This is a genomic window from Janthinobacterium aquaticum, from assembly GCF_009208565.1.
Taxonomy (GTDB): domain Bacteria; phylum Pseudomonadota; class Gammaproteobacteria; order Burkholderiales; family Burkholderiaceae_D; genus Janthinobacterium.
In genome coordinates, this window is sequence record NZ_WFLK01000018.1 from 70,698 (window position 1) to 88,505 (window position 17,808).

The 17,808-nt window shown below is 60.2% G+C and carries 28 protein-coding genes; all 28 read left to right on the plus strand.

The features are described 5' to 3' along the window. The first annotated feature begins 5 nt into the window (after positions 1-5). The 28 genes from GCM43_RS23565 to GCM43_RS23700 all read left to right on the plus strand — a co-directional run bounded on the left by GCM43_RS23565 (position 6) and on the right by GCM43_RS23700 (position 17,748). On the plus strand, positions 6-461 hold the full coding sequence (locus GCM43_RS23565) for a hypothetical protein (protein ID WP_152248335.1): 456 nt from the start codon (positions 6-8) through the stop codon (positions 459-461). 18 nt (positions 462-479) lie between these two features. Further along, positions 480-1,097, plus strand: coding sequence for a DUF3164 family protein (locus GCM43_RS23570; RefSeq protein ID WP_152248336.1), 618 nt, complete (start codon positions 480-482; stop codon positions 1,095-1,097). Position 1,098: 1 nt separating this feature from the next. Then, entirely contained in the window at positions 1,099-1,548 is a 450-nt protein-coding gene (locus GCM43_RS23575; RefSeq protein WP_152248337.1) for a hypothetical protein, read from the plus strand. Positions 1,549-1,574: 26 nt separating this feature from the next. Beyond that, entirely contained in the window at positions 1,575-1,952 is a 378-nt protein-coding gene (locus GCM43_RS23580) for a hypothetical protein (RefSeq protein WP_152248338.1), read from the plus strand. Continuing rightward, complete coding sequence (locus GCM43_RS23585; RefSeq protein WP_152248339.1) at positions 1,952-2,653, plus strand: DUF2786 domain-containing protein; 702 nt, start codon at positions 1,952-1,954, stop codon at positions 2,651-2,653. Before GCM43_RS23580 ends, GCM43_RS23585 begins: the two co-directional genes overlap by 1 nt. Further along, on the plus strand, positions 2,650-3,132 hold the full coding sequence (locus GCM43_RS23590) for a gp16 family protein (protein WP_152248340.1): 483 nt from the start codon (positions 2,650-2,652) through the stop codon (positions 3,130-3,132). The genes GCM43_RS23585 and GCM43_RS23590 overlap by 4 nt, the downstream gene beginning before the upstream one ends. Beyond that, positions 3,122-3,547, plus strand: a complete 426-nt coding sequence (locus GCM43_RS23595) for a Mor transcription activator family protein (protein WP_152248341.1) — start codon at positions 3,122-3,124, stop codon at positions 3,545-3,547. Before GCM43_RS23590 ends, GCM43_RS23595 begins: the two co-directional genes overlap by 11 nt. A 57-nt stretch (positions 3,548-3,604) precedes the next feature. Then, entirely contained in the window at positions 3,605-4,141 is a 537-nt protein-coding gene (locus GCM43_RS23600; RefSeq protein ID WP_226929641.1) for a lysozyme, read from the plus strand. Then, the gene (locus GCM43_RS23605; RefSeq protein WP_152248342.1) at positions 4,141-4,659 is read left to right on the plus strand and encodes a hypothetical protein; all 519 of its coding nucleotides are present in this window, start codon (positions 4,141-4,143) and stop codon (positions 4,657-4,659) included. Before GCM43_RS23600 ends, GCM43_RS23605 begins: the two co-directional genes overlap by 1 nt. Then, positions 4,656-4,898: a TraR/DksA C4-type zinc finger protein gene (locus GCM43_RS23610; protein ID WP_152248343.1), complete on the plus strand. Its 243-nt coding sequence runs from the start codon at positions 4,656-4,658 to the stop codon at positions 4,896-4,898. The genes GCM43_RS23605 and GCM43_RS23610 overlap by 4 nt, the downstream gene beginning before the upstream one ends. Then, positions 4,895-5,269 carry a hypothetical protein gene (locus GCM43_RS23615; protein ID WP_152248344.1) on the plus strand — a complete coding sequence of 125 codons (375 nt, stop codon included), beginning with the start codon at positions 4,895-4,897 and terminating at the stop codon, positions 5,267-5,269. Before GCM43_RS23610 ends, GCM43_RS23615 begins: the two co-directional genes overlap by 4 nt. Beyond that, entirely contained in the window at positions 5,266-5,595 is a 330-nt protein-coding gene (locus GCM43_RS23620) for a hypothetical protein (protein ID WP_226929642.1), read from the plus strand. The genes GCM43_RS23615 and GCM43_RS23620 overlap by 4 nt, the downstream gene beginning before the upstream one ends. Positions 5,596-5,597: 2 nt before the next feature. Next, positions 5,598-6,140 (plus strand): DUF3486 family protein, encoded by a 543-nt coding sequence (locus tag GCM43_RS23625; protein ID WP_152248345.1) that lies wholly within the window; start codon positions 5,598-5,600, stop codon positions 6,138-6,140. Beyond that, positions 6,137-7,669: a hypothetical protein gene (locus GCM43_RS23630; RefSeq protein WP_152248346.1), complete on the plus strand. Its 1,533-nt coding sequence runs from the start codon at positions 6,137-6,139 to the stop codon at positions 7,667-7,669. Before GCM43_RS23625 ends, GCM43_RS23630 begins: the two co-directional genes overlap by 4 nt. Further along, positions 7,666-9,264: a DUF935 domain-containing protein gene (locus GCM43_RS23635; protein WP_152248347.1), complete on the plus strand. Its 1,599-nt coding sequence runs from the start codon at positions 7,666-7,668 to the stop codon at positions 9,262-9,264. Before GCM43_RS23630 ends, GCM43_RS23635 begins: the two co-directional genes overlap by 4 nt. Then, positions 9,264-10,520, plus strand: a complete 1,257-nt coding sequence (locus tag GCM43_RS23640; protein ID WP_152248348.1) for a phage head morphogenesis protein — start codon at positions 9,264-9,266, stop codon at positions 10,518-10,520. The genes GCM43_RS23635 and GCM43_RS23640 overlap by 1 nt, the downstream gene beginning before the upstream one ends. After that, a complete protein-coding gene (locus GCM43_RS23645) occupies positions 10,504-11,043 on the plus strand; it encodes a phage virion morphogenesis protein (protein ID WP_152248349.1) in 540 nt (179 codons plus the stop codon). Before GCM43_RS23640 ends, GCM43_RS23645 begins: the two co-directional genes overlap by 17 nt. A gap of 123 nt (positions 11,044-11,166) precedes the next feature. Continuing rightward, positions 11,167-11,373: a Com family DNA-binding transcriptional regulator gene (locus tag GCM43_RS23650; RefSeq protein ID WP_152248350.1), complete on the plus strand. Its 207-nt coding sequence runs from the start codon at positions 11,167-11,169 to the stop codon at positions 11,371-11,373. Beyond that, positions 11,321-12,115, plus strand: coding sequence for a DNA adenine methylase (locus tag GCM43_RS23655; protein ID WP_152248394.1), 795 nt, complete (start codon positions 11,321-11,323; stop codon positions 12,113-12,115). Before GCM43_RS23650 ends, GCM43_RS23655 begins: the two co-directional genes overlap by 53 nt. A gap of 300 nt (positions 12,116-12,415) precedes the next feature. Next, positions 12,416-13,387: a phage protease gene (locus GCM43_RS23660; RefSeq protein WP_193315725.1), complete on the plus strand. Its 972-nt coding sequence runs from the start codon at positions 12,416-12,418 to the stop codon at positions 13,385-13,387. A gap of 33 nt (positions 13,388-13,420) precedes the next feature. Next, positions 13,421-13,822, plus strand: a complete 402-nt coding sequence (locus GCM43_RS23665) for a hypothetical protein (RefSeq protein WP_152248352.1) — start codon at positions 13,421-13,423, stop codon at positions 13,820-13,822. Between the two features lie 85 nt (positions 13,823-13,907). Further along, positions 13,908-14,801, plus strand: a complete 894-nt coding sequence (locus GCM43_RS23670; protein ID WP_264372677.1) for a Mu-like prophage major head subunit gpT family protein — start codon at positions 13,908-13,910, stop codon at positions 14,799-14,801. A 75-nt stretch (positions 14,802-14,876) separates the two neighbouring features. After that, the gene (locus tag GCM43_RS23675) at positions 14,877-15,332 is read left to right on the plus strand and encodes an HI1506-related protein (RefSeq protein WP_152248354.1); all 456 of its coding nucleotides are present in this window, start codon (positions 14,877-14,879) and stop codon (positions 15,330-15,332) included. Next, positions 15,329-15,733 carry a gp436 family protein gene (locus GCM43_RS23680; protein WP_193315726.1) on the plus strand — a complete coding sequence of 135 codons (405 nt, stop codon included), beginning with the start codon at positions 15,329-15,331 and terminating at the stop codon, positions 15,731-15,733. The genes GCM43_RS23675 and GCM43_RS23680 overlap by 4 nt, the downstream gene beginning before the upstream one ends. Next, positions 15,730-16,149 carry a phage tail terminator protein gene (locus tag GCM43_RS23685; protein ID WP_152248356.1) on the plus strand — a complete coding sequence of 140 codons (420 nt, stop codon included), beginning with the start codon at positions 15,730-15,732 and terminating at the stop codon, positions 16,147-16,149. Before GCM43_RS23680 ends, GCM43_RS23685 begins: the two co-directional genes overlap by 4 nt. After that, on the plus strand, positions 16,146-16,409 hold the full coding sequence (locus GCM43_RS23690) for a hypothetical protein (protein ID WP_152248357.1): 264 nt from the start codon (positions 16,146-16,148) through the stop codon (positions 16,407-16,409). Before GCM43_RS23685 ends, GCM43_RS23690 begins: the two co-directional genes overlap by 4 nt. Continuing rightward, entirely contained in the window at positions 16,402-17,343 is a 942-nt protein-coding gene (locus GCM43_RS23695; RefSeq protein WP_152248358.1) for a phage tail tube protein, read from the plus strand. The genes GCM43_RS23690 and GCM43_RS23695 overlap by 8 nt, the downstream gene beginning before the upstream one ends. A gap of 63 nt (positions 17,344-17,406) precedes the next feature. Continuing rightward, the gene (locus GCM43_RS23700) at positions 17,407-17,748 is read left to right on the plus strand and encodes a phage tail assembly chaperone (RefSeq protein WP_152248359.1); all 342 of its coding nucleotides are present in this window, start codon (positions 17,407-17,409) and stop codon (positions 17,746-17,748) included. The last annotated feature ends 60 nt before the right edge of the window (positions 17,749-17,808 follow it).

Sequence of the window (17,808 nt, forward strand, 5' to 3'; positions counted from 1 at the left end):
CATTAGTGAAGACTACTTACCTCTACATCGGCGTGGCGGCGTCCATTATCGGAATCGTCACTGGCAGCCTGTGGCACTCGACCGGCGAGGCTAGCTCTGCAGGAGTATTTGCCATCCTGACTCTGATTATTCTGGTGCTGGGCTGGGCCGCTGGCGCCAGCGCGCAGCAACAGGCAAATAGATCGCCTGTTGCGTTTGCGCTGTCCATCGGTTCGATCACCAATGCGATCACAACGGTTTTTAGCCGTGCCGAGGCAGAGATCGAATTGGCTGCACTGAACCCACCCGGTCAATACCCATTCTGGCGGATCGTCCCGCTGTATTGCGACGATCCGCAGTTCACAGAGACTGAACGCACTCACCGTAGATCGCAGTGCTGTGGCTCTATCGAATTTTGCTCACACGGCAAGTGCCTGCTGACCGCTGCCAGCGACACAGCCATCAACCAACCATTAGTTTAACTATCACTGAAAGCCAATATGACCCAAACAACTATCCCTGACGGCTACAAAATGGACGCCCGTGGCCACCTGGTGCCTGTGGCCATGATCCGCCCCATCGACCTGGCGCGCGATAGCTTGGTGCTGGAAATTACCGCCAAGGCCAAGGCGCTGTCTGAGCAGATCGCCAAGATGAAAGCTGATTTTTTTGCCGATATCGCGGCATTCGTTACGCTCAGCGCCGAGCAGTATGAGGTAAAGCTCGGTGGCGACAAAGGCAATGTCCAGCTGCTGTCGTTCGACGGCCGCTACAAGGTACTGCGTGCCATCAACGAAACGCTGGTATTTGACGAGCGCCTGCAGGCGGCCAAGTCGTTGATCGACGCCTGCCTGCAGCGTTGGAGCGAAGGCGCCCAGCCCGAGATCAAGGTACTGATCAATGACGCCTTTCAGGTGGACAAAAGCGGCAACATCAACACCGGCCGCGTGCTGGGCCTGCGGCGCCTGGCTATCGAGGACGAGGAGTGGCAGCGCGCCATGACGGCCATCGGTGAGGCGTTGCAGGTCTCGGGAAGCCGCAGCTATATCCGCGTGTATGAGCGGGTCGGCACGTCTGGCAAGTACCAGCCGATCACACTCGACCTCGCCGGTGCGTAGAGTGGACGCTACCGATAAGGCCTCCATCACCAAGGAACAATGGGCGGCCATCGAATTTGAACTCAGCCATCCCCATGGAATCGTAAGGCTCGACTGTGACGGCTACCAGGTCTCCCTGCAGGTGGAAATGGCCAAAAAGCTCAAGTATGAAATTTCCGTGTATGTGAACGGCGTTGCTCGCGGCGCTTGGCTTGTGGGCGACTCCGAAGAAGGCCGGCGCTTCTTGCCTACGACTGAACGGTTTGTGCATTCGGCAGGGCATCGCACAGAGATGATCAAAATTTATGGCGGCAAGCGCTGCAAGAAAGCGGACCTTGAACGCATCAACAAGAAATTCTCGATGCGCCGGTTCTCTTGGACATCCTTCACGCCATTGCGCAGGCATTACGTGAAACACAACAAGAGTATCTCGCTCGTTGGCATCGGCTTCGGCGCCATCGATATCGAATAAGTAATTCACCATGTAGGGAGAGCAAAATGGAACTCAAGAAATTCAAGGGGCCAAAATCGATTGAATTGATCCGCGCTCAGTGTTTGCTGCAGCAGCTGGTGTGCGACAGCACGCTGTTCGACCAGGAAAAAAGCGATTACATCATCGTGTTTTCACCTAAAGCGCCCGAAGCAAAGGTTTTCTACACCGATGTGAATGGCCGTTTTTTCGGCCGTAATGATAGGGGCTACGAGTTCACATCCGAGTTTCCGCTAGACGGCACGGACTGGTTCGATGCACTGCTGGCCTTTTTCAATGAACCGCTGCCGGCAGGCTATGTGACAGTCGCCACTGAAAGCCAGGCTGGATTGCCGGCCGTTGTCGTCAATGCGACGCCGGTCGGCGCCGAGCTGGTGGAGGCGTGATGGACAAGGCCACCGCAATCGACAAAATCCGCAAGTGTCTGGCGCTGTCGGCTTCGGCCGAGCCGCATGAAGCCGCCGCCGCACTGCGCCAGGCGCAAAAGTTGATGGAGCAGCATCAGGTCGACCACACCGAGCTACTGGCGGCCGGCGTGACCGAGCATTGGGCACGCAGCTGCGCCACTAAGGTGCCGCCACGCTGGGAGGTGGCGCTGGCCAGCCTGGTGGCCGGAGCATTCAGCTGCGAAATCATTTTTACGCGCCGCTTGAACAGCCCATGTACTGCTTTCTTGGGAGGGTATGCGATCATCGGCACGGCGCCGGCACCGGAGGTGGCGGCATACACGTTCAAGGTGTTGGCGCGACAGCTCAAGGCTGCTCGGATACGGTATATGCAGGTCGCCCTCAAGCGCCACCGCAAAAACCGCGTTGCTGCAGCCGACCAGTTCTGCGTCGGCTGGGTAGTTGCCGTGCGTGGCCAGGTTGCGGCGATGGCGCCGACTGCCGCCCAGGTGCTGGCCATTGACGCTTACACGCGGGTCAACTACGCCAAGACGAGCTCGCTGGCGCCGAGCAATCGGCAGTTGACCGGCCCGCGCACAACAGAGCATGGTGCCATCGGCTACATCGTCGGCCAGCAGGCCCAGCTGCATCGGGGCGTCGCCGGCACCGCGTCCGGGCAACCGCTGCTGGAGGCGCCATGAAGCCGGTAGGCGCCGAGGCGCTGCGCAAGCGCGAGTTGGCGGCGATCCATGTCGCCAAGAAGCAGTTGGCCCTGCCTGACGACGAATACCGCAGCCTGCTGCTGTCCGTCACCGGCAAGAGCAGCTCGGCCGACCTGGACTGGAAGGGGCGCAAGTTGTTCCTGGATCATTGCAAGAAGCTCGGCTTCAAAGCCAAGGCATCCAAAACCGCGCGTGCGCTGCCGAACGTGGCACAGGGCCGGATGGCCAGGATGAAGAAGATCGGCGCGCTGCTGGCCGATTCTGGCCTGTCTTGGGCCTATGCGGACGGCATCGCAAAACGACTGTTCGCCAACACGACCCACATCGAGCGCATTGAGTTCTGCGACGGCGAGCATCTGGCGAAGGTCATTTCAGCCCTGGCCATCGACGCCAAGCGGCGCGCGCGGAAAGCGGCCGCGCCAATCACCTCCCCATCGGACGATTGCCATGCAACCTGACGTTTCCCACTTGCCCGAGAGCGCGCAGCGCCTGGTGGCACTCATTGGCCTGCAGGCCGCCGTGTTGCTCATCGAGCGCCACGGCGGCAAAGAACTAGCGTTATACGTGCGCGGCGACAGTGTGGCGCGCCTGGCCGCCAGTATTGGTGACGAACCAACCGATGCGTTACTGCGCCACTTCGGCAGTGACCCGTTTAACGTGCCGCGTTGCACGGCCGCGCTCAAGTCGGTGCGTAACAGCAGGATGCTGGCGGACTATGACAGGCTTACATCGACCGAGCGCACGCACTCCGGGCGCGAGGCAATCCACTACCTGGTCGAGAATTACGGGCTGACCGAACGCCAGGTGTGGCGTATCCTAAAAACGGTGCCCAAAACGCCTGTCGTAGACAACAGTCAAGCCAGTCTCTTCTAATCACTGCTGTCAGTTGTCACCCTGAGACGCCGCCCCGCGCGTGCGTACAGTGTGACAATGAAATTTTCCCCCGCCGCCTCCGCCATCATCCGCTCGTTCGAGGGCATCCTCGACGGCGACCCTTCCACTGTCAATTTTGACCCCTACATGGACCCGTCCAAAATCTGGACGATTGGCTGGGGCCACGCTATCTGGTATCGCGGTCGCTTCCTTACAGGCGAAGTCGACCGCGCGCTGGCGCGGTCCCTGTATCCAAACGGCTTGACCCTGGCCGAGTGCGTCGCGTTGCTCGATGCGGACATGGCCAAGGTCGAAGTTTTTCTGAACACGGCTTTTCCGCGTCTGATCCAACCTCAATTCGATGCTCTCGGATCGTTCGCATTCAACTGCGGCATTGACGCCCTTGATGGCTCTACCCTGGCACGCAAGCTGCGCGCAGGTGACGTCGCTGGCGCCGCTGCCGAGTTCCCACGCTGGAATAAATCCAAAGGCGTGGTGCTGGCCGGCCTGACCCGGCGCCGCGCGGCCGAACGCGCTCTGTTCCTCACCCCACCTGCCACTGCCGGCAAAACCACCCCCACTACGGAGAAATGATGGACCCGATTACCCTGGCCGTCAGCCTGGCGCAGTTCGCGCCCGGACTGATGCGCTTCTTTGGCGCGGGCGATGCGCCCGCTGCCGTCGCCCAAAGGGCGGTCGATATCGCCATGGCCGTCACCAAATCCACCGATGGCCAGGCGGCGCTGACCGCGCTGGCTGCTGACCCTGCACTGGCGCAGACCTACAACTTGGCTGTGCTGGCAGCTGACACCGAGCTGGTAAAACTGTACCTGGCCGATGTGCAGGATGCCCGCGCCCGTGATCTGGCGCTGCACAAAACCGGCTACACCAACCGCCGCGCTGACTACATGGTGGCCGGCGACGTGGTAGGCCTGATCGCCTGCATAGCCATCCTGGTGCTGTTCCGCGACAAAATCCCTGGTGAGGTCGTCGGCCTGTTGTCGTCGATTGCCGGCATCTTTGGCTGCTGCCTGCGTGACGCCCACCAGTTTGAATTCGGCAGCTCCCGCAGCAGCCGTGAAAAAGACATCATCCTGGGGAAGGCCCAATGACCGATATCAGCGACCGCGCCACCGAAGTGGAGGAGATCGCACGACTGGATGCAATCCGTGACCAGTCACGCCGCGCCGGTCTTGCCGGCAAGTCGGTAGCCGACTCGGCCACCGACTGCTCGGTGTGTGACGAACCAATTGCCGAAAAGCGCCGCCAGGCAGTCCCAGGCGTTCAAACGTGCATTGAATGCCAGGAAGAGCTGGAACGCGCCTCCCATGCGAACGGGGGCCGTCCATGAATGTAGAACTGGAATTTTGGCAATTGGTGACGCTGTTGCTGGCGTTTTTCGGCGCCGTGGCCGCTGGCGGAAAGATACTGTTCAGCCAATTTGAACACCGCCTGGGCGACCGGTTCGCATCACAGGAGTCGGCGCTGGCCAACTCCAATAGATCGATCAACGAATTGCTGACCCGGCATGTGGAAGAGCAAGGAAAGGTGATCGACAAGATGAACGAATTGGAGCGCGACATGCTCAAGTGGCGCGCTGAGCTGCCACTGCTGTATGTCAGGCGCGAGGACTTTATCCGCAATCAAACCGTTATCGAAGCCAAGCTGGACGCGATTAGCCAGCGGGTTCAAAACATTCAACTGACAGGTACCCGCCCATGAGCATGCCACTGATCCCTATCGACCCTGCAAAAATCCGCCGCGAATCGTTGCGCTGGTATCTGCTGGTCACGCTCTATAACGCCCGCCCGGTGGGCTGCTATGAAGACCTCCTGCTGGTCACCCTGAGCGCGATCTACGCCGACACCACAGCGCATGAAATCCGCACGGAAATCGATTATCTGGAAAAGCGCCGCCTGGTGGCAAGCAAACGCGAGCCGAGTGGCCGCCTGTTCGCCGAGCTGTACCACTACGGCACCGATATCGTCGAATACACAATCGACTGCCTGCCAGGTATCGCGCGGCCAGTCAAAAATTGGGGCGGTTGATAGTGCCGCCCCGTTCAAAAGTCGAGCAGCTTCCGGCCGAATTGAAACTGTGGCTCGATACCACCTTGATTGAAACCGGGTTCGCCGGTTATGAGCTGCTGGAGCAGGAAGTGAACCAACGTCTGGAGCAGGCTGGCGCCGAGTTCCGTATCGGTCGGTCCAGCATTCAGCGCTACGGCAGCGTGTTTGAAGAGCGCATGAAGTCCTTGCGCATGGTCAGCCAGCAGGCCAAGGCGATGGTCGACGCCAGCCCGGATGATGAGGATGCCGTCAGCCAGGCGTTAATCCGCATGGTGCAGGAAAAACTGTTTACCGTGGTGATGGACATGGGCGAAGTCGACAAGAGCAAGCTGAACATGGCTGCCATCACTCGCGCCATCGCTGACCTGGCGCGCGCCTCTATCAGCAACAAAAAATACGCAGTCGAGGTCAAAGCACGTGCCACTGCTGCACTGGCATCTGTCACGGCCGTGGTTAAAAAAGCCGGCTTGACGCCGGAGGCGGTAGACCAGATCCGCCGCGAGATCCTGGGCATTGCAGGATGACTCTGAGCGCACCAACCGTCCTGCTGCCATACCAGCAAAAATGGGTCGGCGATCAATCCCAGGTAAAAGTCTGCGAAAAATCTCGCCGCGTTGGTATCAGCTGGGCCGAGGCTGCCGATGCTGCGCTGACTGGCGCGGCCAGTCGCACGGCCGGTGGCGACGATACCTGGTACATCGGCTACAACCAGGACATGGCGAAGGAATTCATCCTGGACGTCGCGTTCTGGGCCAAACACTACCAGCTGGCGGCCGGTGAGATGGAAGAGCAAGTTTTCATCGACCAGGACGAGGGCAAGCAGGATAAGCACATCCTCACCTTCGGCATTACCTTTGCAAGTGGCTTTCGCGTCACGGCGCTCTCCAGCCGCCCGTCGAACCTGCGAGGCAAGCAGGGGCGCGTAGTGATCGACGAAGCCGCATTTCATGGCGATCTGGCAGGCCTGATCAAGGCGGCTATTGCTCTGCTGATGTGGGGCGGCCGCGTGCGTATCATTTCAACCCATGATGGAGATACCAATGCATTTAACGAGCTGGTGCAAGACTGCCGCGCCAAGAAACTGCCGTACTCGGTGCATCGCATCGACTTCACGACAGCGGTGGAACAGGGGCTGTTCAAGCGCATCTGCCTGTCGACATCGAAGGAATGGACGGAAGAAGCCGAAGCGGCATGGGTCGCGGGGATGCGGGCGTTCTATGCGAGCAACGCGGCCGAAGAGCTTGACGTCATCCCCGGAACCGGATCAGGGAGCTACCTGCAGCGCGCGGTAATCGAAACCTGTATGCGGGATGGCATCCCTGTCGTGCGCTTGTCACTGCCGAATGAATTCACCGTTTTGCCAAAGCATATCCGTGAGGCAGAAACTGCCGACTGGTGCCGGGAGCACCTGCAGCCGCTACTCGCGCTGCTCGATCCGAACCTTGATCACCACTTTGGGCAGGACTTTGCGCGTAACGGCGACTTGTCAGCAATCTGGCCGCTGGTGCAAACGCGTGACTTGCGTCTGGTAACGCCGTTCATCCTGGAGATGCGCAATGTGCCGTTCGACCAGCAACGCCAGGTGTTGTTCTACCTGATCGACCGTTTGCCGCGCTTCCGAAGTGGCGCTATGGACGCACGCGGCAATGGCCAGTACCTGGCCGAGGTCGCCATGCAGCACTATGGCGCCCTGCGCATCGCCCAGGTGATGTTGTCGGTGGAATGGTACCGCGACAACATGCCGCGCCTAAAGGCTGCATTTGAAGACCAGACACTGGCAGTACCAAAAGACGCGGACGTTCTTAACGACCTGCGCGCCATCAAGTTGGACAAGGGGGTGGCCAAGGTTCCGGATAACGCGCATACCCAAGGCTCGGACGGCCACATGCGCCACGGGGACACCGCCGTGGCCCTTGCATTGGCAATCTACGCCGTCTATCAAATGACCGCTGACGGCGTGTGTGATGGATTCCAGTCGGTGAGCCGGCGCGGCCATGGGACCGATTCCCATAACGACGATTACAGCGACTCTCGCTCACGGAGCATGGTATGAGCACGATAGTAGACCAGCACGGCCGGCCAATTGACCGGACCGTATTCATTGCCCCGCAGACTGCCAATGTCACAGCGTTGGAAAACCGCTACCTGACGCCCATGCTGGGCGGCCTGACACCTGCCAGGCTGGACCGGGTATTGCGCGAAGCCGACGCCGGCAACCTGTTTGAGCAGCACCGGCTGTTTGCCGACCTGGAAGAGCGCGATGCACACTTGCGCTCGGAGATGGACAAGCGCCGCAATGCCGTGGCCAGTCTGCGCTGGAGCGTGGTCCCGCCGCGTAATGCCAATGCAGCAGAAAAGAAGGCGTCGGACTGGGTGACGGAAATGCTGACTGATGCAGTCGATCCGCTGGAGGACATGCTGTTGTCGTTGATGGAGGGCGTGGGGCATGGATTCGCTCCAGTGGAGCTGGAGTGGCGCCCGGAGGGGCAGTATCGTTTGCCGACGTACCACCCACGTCCCCAGGAGTGGTTCACCCTCGACAAAAGCCGCAGCACCATCAATCTGATCGACGGTTCATCCTATGGCGCCCCCCTGCGGCCGTTCGGCTGGGTCATGCATACCCATGGCAAGCCGAAATCGGGCTACATGGGCCGCGCAGGCCTGCACCGCACGCTGGTGTGGCTGTTCCTGTACAAAGCCTATGCCCTGGGCGACTTCGCCGAGTTCCTGGAGACCTACGGGCTGCCGATCATCGTCGGCAAATATTTTGCGGGCGCGTCGGCCGATGAGAAATCGTCCCTGATGCGCGCCGTGACCGCGCTGGGCCACGATGCGCGCGCGATCATGCCCGAAGGTATGTCGATTGAGATCAACGAGGTCAGTGGCGCTGGCGGCACCGCCCATATGGAGATGATGCGCTGGGTCGAAAAGTCGCAAAGCAAAAGCATCCTGGGCCAAACACTGACCACGGACGCCGGCGACGGCGGCGGTGGCAGTTTCGCCCTGGGCAAAGTGCATAACGGCGTTCGGATGGACATTGCGCGCGGTGACGCCCGTCAGGTCAGCGGCACCATCACGCGGGATCTGATCTATCCAATGGTGGCCGTCAACATGCCGGGCATCGACGGGCTGGCGCGCTGCCCACGGTTCGTGCTGGAAACCGACCAGCCCGAGGACATGGCAGCATACGCTGCCGCGCTTCCGAAATTAGTTGGGGTCGGCTTCAAAATCCGGCGCAGCTGGGCGCAGGAGCGGCTGCACATTCCCGAACCAAAGGACGGCGAAGAGTTTCTGGTGCTGGAGCAGCCGCGCGCCGCTGCTCCAGCACCTGCAGCACCTGCAGCACCTGCAACACCTGCTGCTGCAGCGGCGCTGTCGGCGACCATTCCAGCGCCGGCAGTGGCCGCAAAGCCCGGTCCGGTCGACGGCATCGTCGGCCAGCTGGCCGGCGCGGCGGCTCCGGTCTGGGCCAGCCAGGTCGGCCAGGTCGGCACGATGGTGGCGAACGCCACCAGTCTGGCCAGTCTGCAGGAGGACATGCTGGCTGCATTCGGCGGCGCGCCGCAGGAAACCATGGTGCAGCTGATGGCGGCCGCATTCGCCCTGGCTGAATTGAAGGGGCTGAGCGACGCCCAGGGCGGCGCATAATGCCGGTCCCTGCCAATTTCCCTGGGAAAGACGCGGCCGGCAATTACGTCGCCAACCCATTCGCCGAGCAGCTGAATTTCTTTGAGCAGAAACTAAACCTGCCTACGGCGCGCTGGGACGACATCATGCGCAGCGCGCACGACCGCGCGTTCATCGTCGCCGGCGCCGCCAATGCCGATCTGTTGAACGACCTGCATGCGGCGGTCAGGAAAGCCATTGAAGGCGGCGCCGGCATCGACGCATTCAAGAAGGATTTTGACGCCCTGGTGAAGAAAAACGGCTGGACTGGCTGGACTGGCGAGGGGTCGAAGGCGGGCCGCGCCTGGCGCGCGGACGTCATTTACAAGACGAACATGTCCACCAGTTACGCGGCCGGCCGCTGGAGGCAGCTCACCGATCCGGGCCTGCTGTCGCTGCGGCCGTACTGGAAATATGTGCATTCCGATAGCGTGCTGCACCCGCGCCCGCTGCACCTGTCCTGGGATGGCATCGTGCTGCGGCACGATCACCCATTCTGGCTAACGCATTTCTGCCCGAATGGTTGGGGCTGTGAATGCCGCATCATCTCGGTCGACGCGGCCGAACATGCCAGGGCCAAGAAGGCCGGCTTGGACGAGCCGCCCGAGGGATGGGACGAGATTGACCCGAAAACCATGGCGCCAGTGGGCATCGACCGGGGATTCGACTACGCGCCTGGCGCAAACGTCGCTAAGCCTTTGGCCGAGCTGGTCGACGCGAAGCTCATCAAACTGGACGCGGCCGTGGGCGCCGTTATGAACCAGGCGCTGCGCCCAGCATTACAGCGGGAGCGCGACGCTGCCTACAGGACGTTTGTCAGTGAAGCGAAGGCAGCGCCGGCGCCGGCCGGCCGTGTGGCCGTGATCGGCGCGCTGTCGCCTGAGACCATCGCCTGGATGACGAAAAATCAGGTGCCGGTACCGAATGCGGCCGCCGTTAGCATGCGCGATAGCGTGATCGCCAGCAGCCAGACCGCGCGTAGCCAGGCTGCAGGAGCTTTGAGCGCCGACGATGTCGCGCGCCTCCCAGGGCTGCTGGCCCAGCCGGATCAACTGCTGTTCGATACCCGCACCGGGCGCCTGGTATATGTCAGCTATGCCGGTGAGCCGCGCCAGGCCGTGATTGCTGCAGAGGCGCAGCTCACCGAACGGGGCATGTACGAGGTGGTCTCTGCCTACAAGCCTGCAGGCGACCTGCAGTCGGACATTGCACAGGGACGTTATGCCATCATCCATTAACGCCTCGGGCGACGCTGTTGCCAATGCGCTGGGCCAGCTGCTGTACAAAATAGGCCATCTGTCGCCTGTTCTGGCAGTGCTCGGCGAAGATATGGTCGAGCGCGTCAAACGGCGCTTTGCTGCCGCCACGTCGCCGACTGGCGTCCCGTGGCGGCCAAATACGGCGGTCACGCTGGCCAACTACATTCGTTCGCGCGGTGGCATTTCCAAGAAAACCGGCAAGATGCTGGCCAAGGGCAAGGCGCTGGCCGCTGCCAAGCGCCCCCTGCAGGGCCGCTCTGGCGCGTTGGCGCGGCAGATCTTCTCGGCAGTCACACAAACCGACACCGGCGATGCGCTGACCATGGGATCGACGATGCGCTATGCCCGCATGCAGCACGCCGGTGGCACCAAGGCTATGTGGAAACACTTGTGGGGAGATATTCCGGCGCGGCCGTTCATGCCGCTGACGCCGACTGGGGAACTTGAACGAACGGAGGAGGATTTGATCGTCGAGGGGATTCGACAGTACATCACGAGCTAAAAAACAGAGCGACCGGCCCGAGTGCGTCAACACCTGGGCCGGCCACTTCACACGCAATACCCTGCATGATCCGCCAAGGCTCTGCAACCCGATCGGGGGCCGCATATTATCACGGAGTAAACATTGCAGGATATCCGCTGTGGCAACTGTCACAAAAAATTAGGCATGGGTGAATACACCAGGCTGAGCATCAAATGCCCGCGCTGCGGGACACTCAACGATATGAGGGCCGCGAGTCCCGCACCAGAGCGCCCAGGAGCGCCTAGTGAAAGTATCAATGCAGAGCACTCCAATTGTCTCCTGGATGGGCGGCAAGCGCCGCCTCGCTGACCGTCTCCTACCGCTGTTCCCACCCCATGAATGCTATGTCGAAGCATTTTGCGGTGGCGCCGCGCTGTATTTCCTGCGGCAGGTGCCGGCACCAGTCGAGGTCATCAACGACACCAACGGCGACCTGGTCAACCTGTACCGTGTCGTGCAGCACCACATGGAGGAATTCGTCCGCCAGTTCAAATGGGCGATATCTAGCCGCCAAATCTTCAAATGGCACCAGATGGCCAACCCGGAGACATTGACCGATATCCAGCGTGCGGCGAGGTTCTACTACCTGCAGCAGCACGCGTTCGGTGGCAAGGTAGCCGGCCAGAATTTTGGCACGGCCACCACCGGACCCGCCATCAACCTGTGCCGCATCGAGGAAAACCTGAGCGCGGCGCATTTGCGCCTGGCCGGCACATACGTGGAAAATCTCTCTTGGGAGGAGTGCTTGGCCAAATGGGACCGGCCACACACATTTTTCTACCTGGACCCGCCGTACTGGCAGATGGCTGGCTACGGGGTCGAGTTCGGCCTGGAGCAGTTTGAACTGATGGCCCAGCTGATGCGGACATGCAAGGGCAAGGTGATGGTATCGATCAACGATCATCCAGATATCCGGCGTGTATTCGACGGATTGCATATACTGGAGATCGATATCAAGTACGCGACTGGCAACGTACACGGTGCAGCCAAGGGGTCTACCGAGCTGGTCATTACGAATTGGGATTGCAACCTGTTGACCGGCCTGTTTTGACGGTTTAAGTGCCGAAAACGGCAAAACGCATTTAAACGCCGCCAGACGCGTTTAAATGCACCTGGCTGGCACATTGCCGCATCTCATCGAGAAAAACGGCTATTAACGCCCCTGTAACGGCCTTGCTGGCGATTCCGTCACGCAACGTCCCCCTTCAAAATACCATTTCCGGCTGTAAATAGTGCTGTCAGCTGACAGTCTTACTTCCTCGCGCGCGCCTGACATGATGGCCGCATGTCCAAAGCCCCTCATAAAAAACAACCCGTACACGCTCCCCAGGTGGCGGTAGCTGCCTGCTCGATGGCGCTGCCTGAGAGCGGGTTGCGTGAAATCCAGCTAACGCCTGCAGGCGAGTTTCGCTCGTTCGATGGCCGGCCGGTTGAGGCGAAAGCCTGGCGCATGACCGAGAGCCTGGCGCAGCAGTTAATCGCCGCTGCAGCTGCGCGTCCGACGCCGTACGTCATCGACTATGACCACCAGACCCTGCACATCGAGAAAAACGGCCAGCCAGCGCCTGCAGCCGGCTGGTTCCGCAAACTGGAGTGGCGCGAGGGCGTCGGGCTGTTCGGCGTCGACGTGGAATGGACCGCAAAGGCGTCGGGAATGATCGACGCAAAGGAATACCGCTTTATCTCGCCCGTGATCGGTTTTGCCGCCAATGGCGATGTCACTGGCCTGTTTATGGCAGCCCTCACCAATAACCCTGCAATTCTCGGCATGGATGAAGTTCTGACCGCTGCCGCCTCAATGCAATTCGCATCCCTTAACGCTTCAACTACCCAGGAGTCACCAATGACCTTGCTCGAAAAACTGATCGCCATGCTGAAACTGCCGGCAGAAAGCACCGACGATGATGTCGCCGCCGCCGTCAAGAAGCTGATCGATGCCAAAGACCCCGACGCCACCAAGCCTGATCCGGCCAAGTTCGTTCCGGTCGCCGCCCTGACAGCGTTGCACGGCCATGTTGCCAGCCTGAATGCGCAGTTGAACACGCAATCGCTGGACAGCGTCATCAAGGCCGGCCTGGACAGCGGCCGTCTGCTGCCATCGATGACGGACTGGGCGCGCGAGTTCGGTGCCAAGGACACGGCTGCGCTGTCCGCATACATCAACGCCTTGCCTGTCGTGGCTGCGCTGAATGGTACTCAGACCCAAGGCCAGCCCCCGGCCAAGGTCGGCGAACTCACCGAGTCACAAGTGGCGCTGTGCGCGGCCATGGGCGTTTCGCAAACGGATTACCTGGCAACGCTGACGGCCGAAAAACGCGCCTGACGTTCTATATACCCATTTCACCAAGGAGCCACTGTGCCACTTACCGCTGATCGCAACACACCATATAAGCACGCCAACGCCGTCCCCGTCGCTGTGGCGGCGAACGTCAAAATCTACGCTGGCGCGCTGGTATGCGCCAATGCAGGCGGCTTTGCCACCCCTGGCGCCATCGCAACCACCCTGACGTATCTGGGCCGGTCCGAGGAATTCGTCGACAACACGGGCGGCGCCAATGGCGCACGTACCGTCCTGGTGCGCCGCAGCGAGGCATTCAAATGGTCGAACTCGTCGGCAGACCCGGTTACCCAGGCTGAATTCGGCAAAACAGTCTATGTCGTCGACGACGAAACGGTGGCCAAGACCAGCGCCACGAACACGCGTTCGCCAGCTGGCCGCGTGGTGGGCATTGATGCCGATGGCGTTTGGATCGAATAGCAGCACCCGCTGCAGGTCTGAACAGAAACCGTAAAACTACCCTATTGGAAAACTCATGTTAGTAAACAAAAGCAACCTGTCGAACTTGTTCGTCTCCCTGAAGACGATGTTCAACAACGCATTTGCCGCGGCGCCCACTTCCTGGGCAAAGATTGCCATGCTGGTGCCGTCGACCTCCGGACAGAACGACTACGCCTGGCTCAGTGCATTTCCCCAGATGCGCCGCTGGATCGGCGCCAAGGCGGTCAAAAATCTGAAGGGTTACAAGTATTCGATCATCAACGAAGACTTTGAAGCGACCATTGAAGTCGAGCGCAACGATATCGAAGATGACAACCTGGGTATCTATTCCACCCAAGCCCAGGGCGCTGGCATGTCCGCAAAGCAGCTGCCGGACGAGATCGTGTATGACGTCGTCGACGGCGGATTTACCAATCGCTGCTTCGACGGTCAGTATTTCTTCGATACTGACCACCCTGTTGTCCTGCCAGATGGCAGCCTGGGCAGTGTGAGCAACATGTTCGACAAGAAGCTGTCGGCCGATTCCGTTGAAGAAGCCCAAGCCAGCCTGGGCGCGGCCGGCGTGGCCATGATGGAATTCAAGGATGACGAAGGGCGTTCGTTGAACGTGAAACCGAACGTCTTGCTGGTCCCACCCGCGCTGATGTTCGTCGCAAACCTGCTGATGACGACTGATCGTCTGGAAGACGGCAAAGCGAACCCATTCAAGGGCGCATATGAAGTAGTCGTTGAGCCGCGCCTGCGTTCGCGCAGTGCCTGGTTCTTGCTGGACACCACTAAGCCGGTGAAGCCATTTATCTACCAGGAGCGCAAAAAACCGGTCCTGGTCGAGCAGACCGATCCGCAGTCCGATGCTGTTTTCAGCACCAAGAAATTCAAATTCGGCGCCGAAGCCCGCGCGGCCGGTGGCTACGGTTTCTGGCAAACCGCGTTCGGTTCGACCGGTACCGCCGCGTAACTGTTGCCGGTCAGATGTGTTGCCTTGGAAGACCTCCAGGGCAACGCTACAGCGTAATTTCTTCAGGAGTAACCCATGGCAAAAAAAGATACGCCCGCCGCAAAGTCAGCGACAGCCAGCGGTACGGGCGCTCAGGCCGTGCAAAGTTCGGACGGCGTGAGCGTCGCCCAGGGCGACACAAGCACCTCTGGCCACGAAGCAGAATTGAAAGCGAATACGACAGATACGGATGGCTCGATGTTGACTGACGTCGGCACCGGCGTAGGGGACGATTTGCGGGCAGCTATCGCGTCGAGCGTGGCCGGCGTCAATGGTGATCCGTCTGACTTGGCCAATGGCGTGAGCGTGCCGGGCCTGCTGATCACCGCGCGCTATGACGGCTTTCGCCGCGCTGGCCGCGCCTGGAGTTCTCAGCCGACCGTGGTGCGCCGGGATGAGTTCACACCCGAGCAGCTCTGGCAGTTGGAAGACGAGCCATGCCTGCGCGTTCAGTACATGGAAATCAAAACAAACATGGACGACGACAAATGACCACGGCTTACGCTACGCGCGACCAGCTGGTGGACCGCTACGGCCAGGCCGAGGTGGTGCAGCGAGAATCGATGCTACCGGCCGACGCTGTCGACAAAGCGCTGTTCTCCGCCTCCGCATTTGTCGACGGGTATATCAGCGGCCGTTACAGCGTGCCGCTGAACCCAGCACCGGAAATCGTCGTGCAGTGTGTGTGCACCATTGCCCGTTACAACCTGCTGGGTGAATCTGCAACTGAACGCGCACGCGACGACTACACCGATTCAGTCAAGTGGCTGAAAGACGTCCAGGCCGGCAAGGTGTTGGTCGACGGCGCTGCAGGCGTGCCTGGTAATACGGCGTCGGCCACTGTGTTGTTCACCACCAGCCCTGCAGTATTTCGACGTGCGGGTCGGCCATGATCGACGAGATCATGGCGCGCCTGCGCACCCTGGATGCGTTAAAACTAGTCGCCGGTGCGGCCGGGTTCCAGACCGCTGTCGAGAGCAATCCGACAGTCACGCCGGCCGCGTTTGTGATTCCGCAGACGGAAAACCCCGGCCCTAGTCTCGCTGTGGACGTTGTGATGCAGCTGGTCCAAGCGACCGTTGGCATCGTGTTCGTGGTGCGCAACGTGGCCGACCCGCACGGTGTGGCGGCGCAGCAGGACCTGGCGCCGCTGCGCCAGGCCGTCAAGGAGCTGCTGATGGGCTGGGTGCCAGTCCAAGACTATGCGCCGCTGGAGCGCGGCGCCAGCAACCTGCTGGTATTCCAGGATGGCCACATGTGGTGGCAGGACATTTATATGACATCGTTTTATGACAGGAGCACGTTATGAGCACGACCAGCATCGCCAACCAGCCTGCGCACTGGGGCCAAGGCGGCCAGTTTCGTATTGACCCGGTCACTGGCGCGCGTGAGCGCATTGGCCCCGTACCGGCCGCGCCTGGTGCCTACGCCGATCCTACAACGCCGATTGCAGGATCGTTTCCTATCGCGGCTCCAGTCGTTGACGCGGTGAGCAACCAGGTCAGCGCAGCAGCAGATGGCGCTGGCAGTATTTCCCCTCAACAGAAGAAGGCAAAAAATAATGGCTAATCTCCTCGCAACGCCACGCCAGTGGCGTACCAAGGCCCTGTTCTTCAAACTGGAGACTGCGTACAACGTCGACTCCAATCCGACCGGCCTGCTCAATTTCATCGAGGCACGCAACATCAGCTTTACGCCGATGGAAAGCGACCGCGCTGACCGCACTATCGATTTGCCATACATGGGCAGTTCGGGCAGCGTGCTGATCAGCACCTGGGCAAAGTTGGGCTTTGATATCGCCGTCGCGCCATCCGGGGTGGCCGGTACCGCCCCGAAGTGGGGACCGCTGCTGCAGGCATGCGGCATGGCCGAGACAGTGACCGTAGGCGACGAAGTCGTCTACAACCTCGTCAGCAATGTGTTCTCGTCTGCTACGGCCTATATGTATATCGACGATGTCCTGCATAAGCTCAGCGGCATGCGTGGCGAAGTAAAGGCCAAGATGTCGAAGGGTATCCCGATGTTGTCGTTTGCGTTCGATGCTTGCTATGTCACGCCAGTCGCTGGTGCGATGCCTAGCGTCGACCGCACCGGCTGGACCAAGGAAGAAGCGGTCAACAGCGTTAATACGACGCCTGTAACGCTCGGCGGCGTGCCGCTGTCGTTCACCGAGTTCGACTGGGCGCTGGGTCAGAAGATCGTGCGCTCGGATAATCCTGGGCAAAAAGAAATCCAGATTACCGACCGCAAACCGACCAGCTCGATCACCGTCCTGGCACCGACCCTGGCCGTGTTTAACCCGTTCCTGTTGAACGAGACAAACGCCAATGTGGTGTTGACCACTACTCATGGCACTGCAGCTGGCAAGAAGATTAAAACTGACTTGCTGGTGCAGATCGCAGGCGTCGAGTACGCCCAGATCGAAGGCGTTACTGGCTACAAATTGACGCTGGAACCGACGCCGATCATCGGCAACGATGAAATTACCCTGACCTGCCTGTAATACCGCTCCAGGGTGCCGCTCTGGAATATTTTCACCTCACTCAACCAGAAAGAAATAGAAATCATGATCAAAATCGCTACCTTGCCATCCTATTTTCACCCTGTAAAAGTCGAATTTCCGACCGACGATGGCAAGAAAAAAATCGTGGAATTTCAGGCGCAATTCAAGCGCCTGACCCAGGACGAAATCCAGGAGCAACAGGATGCGTTGGCCGACGGCACGCTCAGTGATCGTGGCGTAATCAACCAGGTAATGATCGGCTGGAGAGGTGTCGCCGACGAAGCCGGCACGCCGGTGGACTTCACCGAATCTAATCTGGCCAGCCTCCTGTCGATGTTTCCAACCCAGCCGTCCATCGTGCGCGCCTATTTTGATTCGTTGAAACACGCGCCAAAAAAGATCTAAAGGACGCGGCAGCGTTCTGGGCGAGTGGTGGTGTCGCCCAGGGCGCCGATGAACTGGCAT